The sequence below is a fragment of the Pseudorhodoferax sp. LjRoot39 genome, assembly GCF_964253035.1.
Lineage (GTDB): Bacteria > Pseudomonadota > Gammaproteobacteria > Burkholderiales > Burkholderiaceae_C > Pseudorhodoferax.
The window spans coordinates 1,709,701-1,723,413 of the sequence record NZ_CAXUQL020000001.1 but is presented as its reverse complement, the minus strand read 5'-3'; the positions used below and the strand labels follow the sequence as shown (position 1 = coordinate 1,723,413).

Here is a 13,713-nt window from a genome sequence, read left to right as displayed (position 1 = left end):
TGGCGGTGGTGGCGTGGGGGATAGCAGGGCGGGACGGCTTGTTGCCCGCGAAGCGCCCTTCGGCTTCGCAGGCCCCTACTTCATCTCGTCGATGTCCACCAGCACCCGCAAACCGCCCGCACGCACCATGGCCTGCAGCGGCAGCGCACTGGGCTGCGCGCCCTCGGCCCTGAAGTTCAAGGCCTTCGCGTCGTAACGCAGCCAGTCAGGCAGCGGCGCGCCGTCGGGCAAGGTCGCCGTCGATGGGGCGACACTGCGCAATGCCTGCACGGCCTGGGTCGGCAGGGTGAACGCGAAGCTGCCACGCTCCAGCAGCTTGCTGCCCACGTCCACCCGCACCAGGCCGATGGTGTTCGCATCCACGTCGCGCAGCTGGGTGACCACCAGGCCGTCATCGCCCGTCGGCAGATAGGGTTGGCGCAGCGCGTCGGCATATCGGCCGCCCGCAATGTCCGATTGCGCGACCCGGGTCTGCACCCCATCGCGCGTGAGCAACGCGGGCGCCGGCGTGGGCGCCACCAGCAGGTTGTCGAACGGCCCGGCGCCCGGCAGCGCCGGCAGCGGGAAGATGTTCGCCGTGGTCGCGCCCGTGGTGCTGACCAATACGTAGTTGCTCGCGTCCGCGCCGGTCAACATCAGGTCGAAGACGTTCACCGGCTTGCCATTGCCAGGATGGCCGTCGACGAAGCGCGCCGTGCTCCCCAGGTTCAGTTGGTCGTTGGCGATGCGGTTGTCGCGGGTGGTGACGGTGGCGTTGGTCGTGCCGTCGTACACCTTGTCCACGCCGGCGAAGTCCACCGTCAGCGGCCTGGCCGTGATGCGGGCCGGCGCCGTCTGGCCCGGGGCCAGCACGTAGTTGCTGGCCAGGCCGCCGTTGCCACCGTCCTGCAGGGTCACGCTGTTCACCGTGACCCGGTTGGCCGTGGCCACGTCCTTGCTGTTGAAGCTGCTGCTGTTGGTGCTGACCAGCGTTTCCGTGCCGACCAGGCCGGACAGCACCAGCGTGGCGGTGGCGGCGGTGGTGCCGTCGTAGACCTTGTCGGCGGCGGTGGCCGTGGCGGTCAGCGTCTTGGGGACGATCTGGCCGTTGTTGCCAGTGAAGCTGGTGCCGCCGACCAGGTAGTAATTGGCCGCGTCCGACCCCGACAGGCCTATGTTGCCCACCGCATATTGCAGGTTGTTGCCGGCGTTCCTGTCGCTGAACGCGCCGGTGCCGCTGGCGGCCACTGCGTCGTTGCCGACCAGCCCCGCCACCACCAGGCCGATGCCCGTCATCGAAGTGTTGCCGTCGTAGACCTTGCTGACGTTGCTGGCGTCCACCGAGATCGCCTTCTGGCCCACGGTATGGGCGCCCACCACGGTCAGGGTGTTGCTGAAGTTGCCGCTGCTGCCCGTCGCATTGCTGCCTGTCACCTGGTAGCCGCCGGCCTGCAGGAAGCCGCTGCTGCTGTAGCGGCCGTTGGCGGGCACGAGCGTGAAGTTGGAGCTGCCGCCCACCCCGTCGCTGACCGAGGCCGTATTGCCATTGGCGCTGACGCGGCCCGTGAGGTCCACGAGGGTGGTGAGGTCGCTGGCCAGGTACTGGGCGCTGGTGATGGTGTAGGTGGTGGGCGTGCCGTAGGTGTTGCTGACAGGGGCCGTGCGCACCAGCAGTTGGTTGGCCGGCACGATGGTGTAGTCGCCCGCCACGTAGCGCACGGCGTAGTTGGCCCCGCTCACGCCGCTGGGCACCAGCACCCCGCTGTAGATGCCCGCGGCGTTCTGGCTGCTGTTGCTGCGGGTGATGGTGGGCGTGCCAGTCAGCACGGCGCTGGTCTCACCGGGTGCCAGGCCGATGTACTGCAATCCTGAATAGCCTGCAGCGTCGGCGAAGGTGACGAACTTGGCGTCGTTGTTGGCGATCACCGTGAGCGCGGCGGTACCGATGTGGGCCGTGGCCGTCTGTCCGGGCGCCAGGCTGTAGTTGCTGGCCAGCCCGCCATTGCTGCCGTCGATCAGGCTCACGCCATTCACGGTGACCTGGTTGGCCGTGGCCACGTCCTTGCTGTTGAAGCTGCTGGTGTTGGCGCTGCCCAGGGTTTCCGTGCCGACCAGGCCCGAGATCACCAGCGTGGCGGTGGCGTTGGTGGTGCCGTCGTAGATCTTGTCGGATGCCGTGGCGGTGGCCGTCAACACCTTGGGCGTGATGCTGCTGCTGGTGTTGGACTGGTAGCTCACGGTGTAGTTGCCGCCGCCATTGCCGTCGTTGAGCGTGACGCCGGAGACATCGACGGTCTTGTTGCTGCCGGCGTTCTTGTCGGTGTAGGTGTAGGTGCCACCGCTGAGCGTATCGCCGCCGAACAGCGTGCCGCCGGTCACGGTGGCCACACCGGGCGCGGCGGTGGTGCCGTCGTAGACCTTGGTGGTGTCGCTGGTGCTGATGGTCAGCGCCGCGCGGTGGATGGTCAACGCGCCATCCACGTAGTTCACCACATACCCCTGCCCGCTGCCCTGGCCGCTGGCGGCGATGGCATAGCTGCCGGCATGGGTCGCGCCCTGGGCGCTGCCGCCATAGACCAGGCTGCCGCTCAGGTTGTCGCCGTTGAGCAGCGTGCCGGTGTAGGTCACGCCGTTGCCGCCGCTGTAGGCGATCTTGTCGTAGGTCTTGCTGTCGTTGTTGGCGGTGATGGTGATGACGGGCCGTTCGCGGTAGACGGCGTAGTTGCCCACGCCCAGCGCCGTGCTGTAGTTGGTGGCGGATTCGTCGCTGTTGTAACGAAAGCGCCCGCTTCCCGCACCGACCAGCGCCGTCAGGCCGGTGCTGCCGGCAACCGATCCACTCATCAGCGTCGCCCGTCCACCCGCGCCCACGCTGACACCACCACTGCCGGTGAACACCAGGTTGCCGCCAGCGGCGTTGCCCGCGGCTGCGCTCTGGCCCGCGTTGAGCAGCAGCGCGGCGGCAGAGGCATCGGTGGTGGCGACGTTCTGCGCCAGCGTGAGGTCGCCGCTGGCGGTGGCCACCGACACCGCTCCGCTGGCGTCGATGCCGTTCACACCGTTGACCGTGCCCACCGTCAAAGCGCCGCCATTGGTGAAGCTCAGGGCCGCGATGCCCGTGGCGCTGAGCGTCGAGACGGCATTGGCCGTTGCGGTGTTCAGCACATAGCTGGCCCCGGCGCCATTGAGCAGCAGGTTGTTGGCCGACAGATTGCCGCTGCCGCTCACCGTGCGGCCGTTGCCGGCGGTCAGGGTCAGGGTGTTGGCGACGCCCAGGTTGGCGTCGATGGCCATGTTGCCGCCGGTCAGCAGCGTGAGGTTGCCGGTGCCTGCCGGGTTGACGGCGGAGGAGACCGTCACGTCGCCTGCCGCGCTGCCGTCGTTGCGGCCAATCACCACGGTGCCGGCGGTCAGCCGGTTCAGCTCGGCGCTGCTCAGGCCCAGCGTGAGCGGGCTGCCGGTCCGCACGTCGGCACCGCCCAGGTCGATCCTGGTGCCCGCCGTGCGGTTCTGCAGGGTGACGGTGTTGCTGCCTGCCGAGACACTCTCGGAACCACTGCCCTCATAACTGTCGGTGGTGATGGTGATGGCGTTGTTGTTGCTGGAGACCGCCGCCGACGGGCCCAGGCGCACACCGTAGAGCCCGGCCACGCCATTGGCATCGCCCGTGATGTCGACCGCGCCGTTGGCGGACACCACGGCACCGTTCTCCAGATTCACCGCGGCCAGCGAGGTGGAGGAACTGGCGCCGAGCGAAGTGCCTTGCAAGCTGACCGTGCCAGCACTGGTGCTGACCGTGGACCCGCTCAGATACAAGCCGTTGGCGTCCGTGCCGCCGGTGTTGTGGCCTGCCAGCGTGATGTTGCCGCCCGCCGTGGCCCTGATCTGTGCGCCGCTGCCGATGTAAATGCCGTCGTTGTTCGAGGTGCCTGTGGCGCCGGTGCCCGTCAGGCTGATGTTGCCGCCGCCCGTGGTTTCCAGCACCGTGGCATCTTCGATATGAACGCCACGGCTGATGCTGCCGCCGCTGGCGTTGGAGATGCCGGTCACCGTCAGATTCCCGGCATTGGTCCGCAGCGTCGTACCCGTGCCCTCGATGAGCACCCCATCGAAACCGGTGGTGCTGCCGGTGCCGCTGTTGCCTGTGACCGTCAGGTTTCCGCTGCCGCCCGCCGACACCACGGCCCCGCCCGAAACACGCACGCCATAGTTCTCGAACGTCGTCGCGCCCGTGCCATTGCCGGTCCCGGTGATGAAGATGGAGCCAGCCGTGGTGTTGATCTGCGTCCCACCATCCAGATACACGCCGGGGTTGTTGTCGCCTGTCGAATTGCCGCCGGTACCCAGCAGGGTGAGGGCCCCGGCTGCGGTAGACAACGTGGTGTTGGCGATGTAGATGCCCTCGTTGGTGATGCCGTTTCCGGCACCGCCGATGCCCTGCAGGGTGATGGTCCCCGTGCCCGTGGTGGAAATGCTGCTTCCGAACTGCAAGCCCACACCTACGGGACCACCAGGTGCGGCGTCCGGCTTCAACCAACCCTCGCCGCGCATCTGGATGTTCCCGCCCCCGGCATCGACGGAAGCCCCATTCAGGCGCACGCCATAGGTGGAGATGAAACTGCTACCCCGCGCATAACCACTGCCATCACCGGCCGTGCCCCCACCCAGGGTGACATTGCCGCCGTGGCTGCGGATGCTGGCGCCGACATCCATGAAGATCATTCCCAACCCACTGCCGTCGTAGTCGCTGTTCAGCACCACACCCAAGCTGCCTGATGTGGAAGTGATGCCCACGCCGGTTGCCATATAGATGTTGTTGTGCGCCCTCAGCGTCAGCGTCGCATTGCCACCCGCCGTCTTGTTGATGCTGGCATTGACGTTGATGTCCCCGCCGGTGGCCGCGCCGCCTGCCGCCGTCGCCAGGGTGACGCTGGTGCCGCCGTCCAGGCTGGTCTTGATGCTGCTGGCCAGAATGACGGAATCCGCTCCCGCGGTGTAGTTGGGGTTGTAGGGCGTGCCGCTGGCCCCGCCGCTGGCAATCGTGATGTTGTAGGGGTCGAGCAGCCATTCGCCGCCCACACCCAGCGGCGCACTGGCGTTGACCGTGAGGCCGTTCACGTCCAGCCAGTGGCCCGAGGTTTCGATCTGCCCGCCGTTGCCTCCGAGTGGCCCGCCCTGGGCCAGGATGCTGCCGTGGGCGCGCGTGGTGGAAGCGGCGTTGTGCACGTCGCTCCACAACACCACCTTGCCGCCATCGCCGCCCTGGGTGGCGCTGGCGTCGATGCGGGCGTCCGCGTCCATGCCCACCGTGGTGGCCTGGTGCAGCTTGCCACTGCCCTGCCAGTCGCCGCCCACCAGCACCGTGCCCCCGCCAGTGGCGCCGCGCGCGTCCAGCAGGGTGCCGGCCTGCAGGGCGATGTGGTCGCCTTCGAGCACGATGCGCCCGCCCTTGGCAGTCATGCTGCTCACGCTCACCGCCCCGCTGTTGAGCAGGCTGCCCACCAACTGGCCGAGCGCGGTGCTGCTGAGGATGACCAGGCCGTCATTGGCCTGGATGGCGGTGCGGTTGGCCACCAGCGTGGCGATCTGGCTCGGGCTGACGGTCAACCCGGCCAGGCCGCTGGCCGGATCGAAGTTCAGCGTGATGGCCTCGCCAGCCGCCAGGGCCACCGTGCCCTGCCGGGCCACGATCAGGCCTTCGTTGCGCACCTCGGGCGCCAGCAGCGCGATGTAGCCGCCCGGCGCCGCGCGCAGCGTGCCCTGGTTGACCACCGCGCCGGTGCTCCCGTCGCGGCTGAAGCGGTGGATGCCGGCCATGAAGTCGGCATCGGTCTGGTTCATCGTCGTGGCGGTCAGCGCGCCCACGTCGAGCACCGCGCCGGGGCTGAAGTACACGCCGGCCGGGTTGATCAGCGTGACCTGGCCCGGCGCGTTGATGCGGCCGAAGATCTGGCTCGGGTTCATGTCCTGCACGCGGTTCAGCGTGCCGGCCTGGGCATTGGGCTGGTTGAAGTTGACGGTCGCGCCCGCGCCGAGGTTGAAGCTGTCCCACTGGATGGTGGCGCGCTGGCTGCTCTGGTTGACGTTGAGCACGCTGTTGCCGCCGATGATCTGGGCCTGGCCCTGCGTGACCACACCACCCTGCGGCAGCGCGCCGGGTGCGGGCGTCTGGGCCATGGCGATGCTGCCCGCCAGCATGGTCAAGGAGAAAGCCGCTCCCGCCCGGGTGATTGCTGCGCCACCAGCCAGCGATGTGCCAGCAACGGTGCTGGCGACTTCGGAGACAGCCACCCAGGCCTGGTGAACTGCATTCCAGACGAGCTTGTAGATGTGGTTCATGACGATCTCCAAGTTTCAAAAGGACAGGGTGGTGCTGAGCCAGAAGCGGTTTCGCACATGGCTGCCATCGGTGTCCTTGCCGTTCGGTGTGGCCAGCGGGTTGTGGCCGTCGCGTGCGGCCCAGGTCAGCCGGGCCGACAGGCCGTTGTTCTCGCCGCGCCATTCCAGGCTCAGACCGTGGCCGGCCAGGGTGATGCGGTTCCTGCCCGACAGGGCGCCGCCACCGGGGCGCTGGTTGTCGACGAACTGCTGCACCTGGCCCCAGTCGTAGAAGGCGCTGAGCTGCCATTGCGAACCCAGCCACTGCAGGTTGCGGCGCAGCGCCAGGCTGAGCAGTTGGCCGCTGCTGCCGCTGCCTTCGCTGGTGGGATAGGCACGCACACCGTTGATGCCGCCCAGGTAGAAGCGCTCGCTCGCATCGAGGTTGCGCGACGCCCATTGCCCGCTGCCCTGCAGCAGCAACGACCACTGGTCGGGCAGCACCTGCACCCGGCTGGCGCTCCAGCGCAGCTTGCCGAAATGGCCCTGGGTGTCGGCATTCAGCGCGTCGTCGGCCAGGTACTGCGCGGGCGATCCATCCAGGCGCAGGCGCGACTGGCTGTAGACCAGGCTCGCGTAGTTGGCACCACCGCCGCCCAGCCGGTCGATGTGGCTGCCCTGCACACCCACGGAGGCGCCGTCGATGCGCGCCTGCGACGTGCGTTCGCGCAGACCCACGGTCAGGTTGTCGTCGTTGTTGGCGAGCCGCCTGGCCTCGTAGCCCAGCACCAGTTGCCAGCGCGACAAGGGACTGGCCACCAGGGGGTAGGTCAACGACACCCCGGCCGTCTGGCCACTGCCCTTGGGCGGCAGGCCGGTGGTGGTGTTGTACTTGTCCAGCACCTTGTAGCGCAGCGCACTGGCGTCCACACCGACACGCCAGCCGCTCCAGGCCGCCTGGCCGGGCCAGACCAGCGGCGCGCTGGCGGCCACACGCAGGTAGTCGCTGCCCCGGCTTTCGCCCACGTCCAGCTTGAACTGCTCGCCCCAGCCGAACGGGGCATTCAGCGTCAGCGCCGCATAGGCGCGCTCGCTGCCAGTGGCGCGGATGCCGCCGTTGTCCAGCGTGGTGTCGATGCGCCACGGCTTGTCCGGGCGCAGCTGGAGCAACACGTCGGCGGTGCCGGGTTCGGTGCCCGCCTGCAGGCTGCTGCTGGCGTGCAGGCCGGGCAGGTCGTCGGCAATGGCGGTGGCACGCTCCAGCGCCGCGGTGCTCAAAGGCTGGCCGGTGGGCAGACTCTGCTGCAGCAAGGCCTGCGCGCGCGCCTGCAGCGTCGGTGCCGGGGCCGTTGGCCCGTCCGTGCGCACCGCGACCCGACCCATGCGAACTTCGGTCACGTCGATCCGCACGATGCCTTCGCTGACGTCCTGCGGCGGCAGGTTGGCCCGCGCCAGCCAACCCTGGCTGCGGTAGAGGCGTTCGATCTCCACGGTGGCCTGGCGCAGTTCGGCAAGGCCGACCGAGCGGCCAAGCCAAGGCGCCAGCGCGGCTTGCAACACACCGCTGTCCAGACGCTGATTGCCCACGAAGGCGAAGCCGCGCAACGCAACCCGGGTGCCGTCATCGGCAACGGCGGAGGGCGGCTGTGCCGGGGACGCGGGCGGCTCCGGCAGTGCAGGCATGGCCTTGTCCGGCAAGCCGGGCGGGTTGTTGCGCTGCTGCTCCAGCAAGGTGCCGGCATTCACGGGGGGTTGGGTTTGCGCATCGGCCCGCGACGGCAACAGCGCAGTCGCCAGTAAATTTGCAGAAATAGAAACAGAAAACCAAAAACAAGGCCTTGATCGTTTCACATTTCCTCCCAATCTGACGTTCTGCGGAGCTTCAGCCAAGGACACACAAGACGCTGCCCGTCACCGTCGTGCGGGGTTTGGACACAGGCGGCCTATGGCAGACAGTGCCATCCATGTGGACACTTATGCCATCTTCGGCATATGAGTTCCAACATACGCAACGATTATTGCCAGTTTTTTGTACACAGTGCACTCATTTACATCAAATGGATGGATGGACTGCCTGTTTCGCAGCAAAGTGATGGGCATGGGAGTCAGGGATGCGCCGAGCCACTCAACGCGGGCGCGCCATGCGGCCATCCGCTTCGGCTTCCGCGTCCGTACGGCCTGGCTTGCGATTGCACAGGCCCCTGCTGGCGCCGTTCGTGCCTCAGTTCACGGGCGGCACTGGGGAGCCAGGCCCCTATCGCTGCAAGTCATCAACAGGGACAAGCGGTGCGAAGGCGCCAATCCCCAATGGCGCGCTTGGCGTGACGCCCGGGATTGCGCCGCTCCATCGTCCGCGCCGGAAGGGTCAATTCCTTGCAGCCGAGTTGCGCGTACAGACTGTGAGCATCTTTGCTTGCCAGGGAAGGTCTGCGTCAATCACTTTTCGCGACCTGTGGCGGCCGTTGACCGTTCATCGACCAGACTTCTGAACTTCGATGGATGCAGAGGCCGTGGGCGAAGCCATCCGCTGCAGCAAAAGCTCAGACCGCCTTCGCTGGACTCCACTGCGCATGGAGCAGGGCGTACTGCAGGAGGTCGTGGTGCCGGCCCGCCCAGTACCCAGCTTCTCGCTGCCGCCCCTCTTGCAGAAACCCGAGCCCCTCGAGCACGGCCAGCGATGCCGTGTTGTCAGGGTGTACCTGTGCCTCGATTCGATTCAACGGCACCTCTCGGAAACCCCAGGTGATGATTGCCTTCAGAGCTTCTTTCACGTAGCCACGGCCCTGGTGCGCCGGAGCGATTTCGTAGCCGATGGTGCAGGATCTCCAGTTTCGATTCCAGCGAAACAAGCCGCATGTACCAATCAGTCCTGGCTGGCCTCTCAACTCCAAGGCCCAGCGTGCACCAGAAACCGGCTCTTTCCGCCAACTCGCGAACATGGCGACCAACTTCGCGGCGCCGTCAAGATCGCGAACCGGATCCGATCCGAACCATCGCATGTGCTCGGCGTCGCCATGGATTCGAAAAATATTCTGCGCATCCGATTCCACGATCTCACGCAGTGTGAGTCGGGGTGTCTTGAGCGCTGGAAAATCGGCCATCAGCTACCTGCGGTCTGAGGGGCCCTTGGCTTGAAATGCCGAATGAAACCGGACCTTGCCGAGGGCGTAAGAAGTACCAAAGGACAGCGAGAGCACGTACTCCTGGGGAACATCCTCAAGTACGAGTGCAGGGTTATTCGCAAACCCAAAACGGGTATAGAACGCAGGATCACCGACGAGAATGCAGCCGTTCGCGCCGATCTTGCGCAGTTCGGCGAGCCCTCTCTCCATGAGGGCTCGCCCGACACCACGACGCTGCCACTCGGGATCGACCGAAATGGGGCCAAGCCCATACCAGTCAACGGCACCATCACTGATGGTTACCGGAGAAAACGCGATATGCCCGATGACGCGACCGGCCTCTTCGGCGACGAAAGAAACGGAAAGTGCATGATCTGCTCGCAGGGCGCGGATGATGAACTGCTCGGTCTGATGGCTGTACGGATGGGACAAGAAGGCTCGCCGAGTGACTTGCTCGATTGAATCTCCATCTGACGGTGCTTCGGGACGGATCGTTGTAGCCATAGTGGAAAGGGCTAACGTCAAAATTCAGCGGGCGGCGAAGCCGACCGCTGCAATGAATACGAAGGGACTTCCCCAATCCCAGCACGGTGTCCAGGCACCAAGATTGACTCGCGGAAGTTCAATCTGAAACAGGAAAGGGGAAGTCCATGGCAGAGATTACACGGGCGCCGGTGGCGCGGGTAGGGGTCGATCTGTCCAAGCGGGTCTACCAGGTTCACGCGGTCGATGCGATTGGGCGCGTGGTCGTAGCCCGCGCGTTGCCGCCGGACCGCTTCTTCTCTTGGTGCGCGGAGTTGCCGGCCGGTTGCATCGTGGCGATGGAGACCTGCGGTGGCGCACACCATGTGGCCCGCCGGTTGCGCGTGCTGGGCCTGGATGCGCGGCTGATCGCAGGCCACTTCGTCACGCCCTACCGCATGGCTGGCAAGAGCGGCAAGAACGACGCCAATGATGCCGCTGCCATCTGCGAGGCCGCAGCTCGCCCGCACATGCGCTTCGTGCCGGTCAAGACGGCCGAGCAGCAAGGCCAGCTTGCCGTGCACCGGCTGCGCGAAGGTTTCAAGGAAGAGCGCACAGCGTTGATCAACCGCATCCGCGGCCTGTTGACCGAGTTCGGGCTGGTCTTCGCGCAAGGTCCGGACGCGCTGCGCCTGGTGCTGGCCAGCGTGATCGAGGACGCCAGCAACGAGTTGCCCGGCGTGGCACGGTTGGCGCTGCAACGCGCGCATCTGCACTGGATCGACGTCGACCTGCAGATTGCCTGGTGCGACGAGCGCATTGCCGCCCACGTGCGCGCCGATGCGCGGGCGGCCAAGGCAGCCACTCTGCTGGGCATCGGTCCGACCACGGCGTCGGCGCTGGTTGCCAGCGTGGGCAACTTTGGCCAGTTTGCCAACGCGCGGCAGTTCGGCGCCTGGCTCGGCTTGGTGCCCAGCCAGAACTCCACCGGCGGCAAAGCCAGGCTCGGGGGCATCACCAAACGCGGCGACGACTACTTGCGCACGCTGCTGATCCAGGGCGCCAAGTCGGCCGTGATGAGCGCGGCCAAACGCAGCGACCGCATCAGCCAGTGGCTGGTGCAACTGAAAGAGCGCGTGGGCTGGCAAAAGGCCGTGGTGGCGCTGGCCAACAAGAACGCGCGCATTCTGTGGGCGGTGCTCACGCGCGACGGTGCATTCGACCCCGACCATGTGCCCCAAATACCGGCGGCGCGGCAGAAGCCGCAACTGGCATGAACTGATTCTCTGAGTTGGACGTGCGATAGCAGATAACCACCACAGGTCAGACCGGCAGCAGGTGAGCTCGATAACTCGTCCGTGCTTCAAGCACGACGAATGAATGGAGTCCTGCTGAGCGGTTCGTATCTGGGGCCTCGGACCAACTGGCCGACAAAAGCCCGCCTGTAGATGTGCAGTCTGTCCTTTTGCGGTGGCTTCTGAGTTCATCGTGCGTCCGCGATCAATGAATGCGAATACCGTTTATCAGGAAGAAAACCTATGAGCCGCTGTTGACGAAAGGGGAAGTCCCTGTAGAAGGGTTAGGCGCGAGGATCACGAACCTGGCGCCAATAGGCGAAAGATGCCAAGGAAGCAGGTGAGGCGAGGTGATGCGTTTGCCGCAATGGCAACCACTCCCCAGGCAATGAGAATCGCTGCTGTCCCGAAGAATGACATGCGTGCGTGTCTGCCAAGCGACGCCAGCGATTGATCGTTGAGCGCGGTGAACTCTCCGTTCAACAGATACCACTGTGCCGCGGCGTAGCTTGTGTCTCCGTCGTCGGTAAGCACCCGTCGCTTGCCGAGGGCGCTCCAGACAGTGGGCTCTTGATGCTCCAGCCGACTGAGGAAGCGATGCTGCAGGCCCCCGGAAAGGGCGGCCGCCGCCGCAAACGCGAGAATCAGCAAGGTCGACCAGAGCTGAGGAGCGGTGCACATAGGGCCTAACGATATAGCTCAGCGGGCGGCGTAGCCGTCCGCTGCAGCGAATTGTTAGACAGCGCACTAGAAACATTTTTCTTGGTTCTGTGATCCGCCAATGCAATAAACCAACCAATGACAGCCAAGAGAAATGCAAGAATCACAACGGCCATGTAGATCCGCGCAAGTCTGTGCCCCGCCATAGCGAGATCCCAGATTTTTTGAAAATTCGCAGTGCGTTCTTTAATGAGAATGTAACCCGCCAACGGAAACGCACAGGCCAGCAGCGCCAACACTAGCAAGTAGAGAAGATCGCTTGCACTCATGGAGTCTGTAGGTCTAACGGAAAGCGTTTATCTGACGCCAGGCCCAAGGCTGGAAAAGACGAGCAACGTTCATGGCGTCAGATAAACCTCGTTGGACTGAACCGCGGGCCACAGGGCGCGTGGCCCGCGGTTCATAGGGGAATGCTCGGCGCGCAGCCTGGCACGGCGCTGGCCATTATGGGCAAGGCGGCCACGCGCGGCATCCGCCATCTGGCGCATGGCGCAAGCGAGGCACGCTGGCGTTGCGGCCAACACACAGGCAGGGGGTCGTACGACGTGGGCCGCCCGCGCGGGCAACACCCGAGCCGCACCGCATCGGCGGCGCTTTGCCCGGCATCGACGCTGCGCCGTTCAAGGTGGTCCCCGGTTGTGCTGCCGCGGTACTGCCGTGGGCCCGGGCAGCGGCGTCAGTCCGGCCAGCGTCTGCACGCAGCGCAGCTGCCCCGTCTTGCAGCACGGGCAGCGCTGCGCGTCGATGCGCGCCACGCGCTTGAGGAAGGCCCGCGCCGACTCCATGGCCCGCGGCTCGGGCGCCGGCATCTGCAGGTCCGTGCGCGCGGCCTGCAGCTTCTTGCCTTTGCAGGCCGCTGCCAGTACGCCGTAGTGGCGGATGCGTTTGATACCGCTGGGCAGCACGTGCAGCAGCACGCGGCGCACGAACTCGGCGCCGGGCACGTGTACCGTCTTCTTGCCGCCCTTGTCGTCGGCACGCACCGTGAAGACCACTTCGCTGTCGGTCACGGCGCCGATGCGCTCGTTGCCGATGGCCGTGCGGTGCGTGTAGCGCGAGAGGTACTCCAGGGCCTGCGCCGGCCCACCCAGCGGCGCCTTGGCGTAGACCACCCAGGCGTGGCGCCACAGCGCGCGCTGGCGTTCGCACCAGGCCGCGTGCTGGCCTTGCGGGTCGTGCGCGATGCGCCCGCTGCGGTGCGCATCGGCGAGCGCCTGCAGGAACTTGCCCCGCAGCACCTTGGACAGCGCCTGCACCGGGAACAGGAAGTCCGGCTTGCGCGCTGGCGCATGCCAGTGCCCGTCCTTGAGCACGCCACAGGCCATCACGGCGTGCAGGTGGATGTGCCGGCGCAGGTCCTGCGTCCAGGTGTGCAGCACCAGGCTGAAGGCCGGCGTGCCGCCGGCCACGCCCATCCAGCGGGCGTTGGCGGCGAAGGTGTTCAGCGTCGCGGCGGTGCTGGCGAACAGGGTGTCGATGACCCAGCGCGGGTGGGCGCCGTACAGCGCGTTGAGTTCGTGCGGCAGCGTGAAGACCAGGTGGACGTAGGGCACTGGCAGCAGTTCGGCAAGCCGGCCTTGCAGCCAGGCGTCCTTGGCGCGCGCGCCGCACTGCGGGCAGTGCCGGTTGCGGCAGGAGTGGTATTGCCAGTGGCGGTGATCGCAGCGGTCGCACTGCATCTGCCGACCGCCCAGGGCCGCGGTGCGGCAGGCCGCGATGGCGCGCCAGGCCTTGGCCTGCGGCACGCTCAGGGCATGGTGGGCCAGATGCGCCTGCCCATGGCGGCGCAGCACCTCGGCCAGCGTGGCGGCCATGGT

At 66.5% G+C, this 13,713-nt stretch carries 8 protein-coding genes; 1 reads left to right on the top strand and 7 read right to left on the bottom strand.

Annotation, left to right across the window (positions count from 1 at the left end; translation table 11 throughout):
* Positions 1–75: 75 nt before the first annotated feature.
* From ACSQ4M_RS08200 to ACSQ4M_RS08185, 4 genes are all read right to left on the bottom strand, one after another.
* The gene (locus ACSQ4M_RS08200; RefSeq protein WP_436189090.1) at positions 76–6,318 is read right to left on the bottom strand and encodes a YDG domain-containing protein; all 6,243 of its coding nucleotides are present in this window, start codon (positions 6,316–6,318) and stop codon (positions 76–78) included.
* 15 nt (positions 6,319–6,333) lie between these two features.
* The gene (locus ACSQ4M_RS08195; protein WP_436189089.1) at positions 6,334–8,043 is read right to left on the bottom strand and encodes a ShlB/FhaC/HecB family hemolysin secretion/activation protein; all 1,710 of its coding nucleotides are present in this window, start codon (positions 8,041–8,043) and stop codon (positions 6,334–6,336) included.
* Between the two features lie 794 nt (positions 8,044–8,837).
* Positions 8,838–9,398, bottom strand: a complete 561-nt coding sequence (locus ACSQ4M_RS08190) for a GNAT family N-acetyltransferase (protein ID WP_436189088.1) — start codon at positions 9,396–9,398, stop codon at positions 8,838–8,840.
* Positions 9,399–9,401: 3 nt separating this feature from the next.
* Positions 9,402–9,923: a GNAT family N-acetyltransferase gene (locus tag ACSQ4M_RS08185; protein WP_436189087.1), complete on the bottom strand. Its 522-nt coding sequence runs from the start codon at positions 9,921–9,923 to the stop codon at positions 9,402–9,404.
* A gap of 146 nt (positions 9,924–10,069) precedes the next feature.
* On the opposite strand from ACSQ4M_RS08185, the gene ACSQ4M_RS08180 reads away from it, so the two are divergent.
* A complete protein-coding gene (locus tag ACSQ4M_RS08180; protein WP_436187902.1) occupies positions 10,070–11,158 on the top strand; it encodes an IS110 family transposase in 1,089 nt (362 codons plus the stop codon).
* 315 nt (positions 11,159–11,473) lie between these two features.
* Here ACSQ4M_RS08180 and ACSQ4M_RS08175 read toward each other — a convergent pair whose 3' ends face one another.
* The 3 genes from ACSQ4M_RS08175 to ACSQ4M_RS08165 form a co-directional block, all read right to left on the bottom strand.
* Entirely contained in the window at positions 11,474–11,827 is a 354-nt protein-coding gene (locus ACSQ4M_RS08175) for a hypothetical protein (protein WP_436189086.1), read from the bottom strand.
* A 35-nt stretch (positions 11,828–11,862) separates the two neighbouring features.
* A complete protein-coding gene (locus tag ACSQ4M_RS08170; protein WP_436189085.1) occupies positions 11,863–12,165 on the bottom strand; it encodes a hypothetical protein in 303 nt (100 codons plus the stop codon).
* A 351-nt stretch (positions 12,166–12,516) separates the two neighbouring features.
* The gene (locus tag ACSQ4M_RS08165; protein WP_436189084.1) at positions 12,517–13,710 is read right to left on the bottom strand and encodes an IS91 family transposase; all 1,194 of its coding nucleotides are present in this window, start codon (positions 13,708–13,710) and stop codon (positions 12,517–12,519) included.
* Positions 13,711–13,713: the final 3 nt, after the last annotated feature.

What these genes read in the sequence shown, in the direction of transcription:
- ACSQ4M_RS08200 (WP_436189090.1), bottom strand. Translation starts at nt 6,318, where the DNA reads ATGAACCACATCTACAAGCTCGTCTGGAATGCAGTTCACCAGGCCTGG.
- ACSQ4M_RS08190 (WP_436189088.1), bottom strand. Translation starts at nt 9,398, where the DNA reads ATGGCCGATTTTCCAGCGCTCAAGACACCCCGACTCACACTGCGTGAG.
- ACSQ4M_RS08185 (WP_436189087.1), bottom strand. Translation starts at nt 9,923, where the DNA reads ATGGCTACAACGATCCGTCCCGAAGCACCGTCAGATGGAGATTCAATC.
- ACSQ4M_RS08180 (WP_436187902.1), top strand. Translation starts at nt 10,070, where the DNA reads ATGGCAGAGATTACACGGGCGCCGGTGGCGCGGGTAGGGGTCGATCTG.
- ACSQ4M_RS08170 (WP_436189085.1), bottom strand. Translation starts at nt 12,165, where the DNA reads ATGAGTGCAAGCGATCTTCTCTACTTGCTAGTGTTGGCGCTGCTGGCC.
- ACSQ4M_RS08165 (WP_436189084.1), bottom strand. Translation starts at nt 13,710, where the DNA reads ATGGCCGCCACGCTGGCCGAGGTGCTGCGCCGCCATGGGCAGGCGCAT.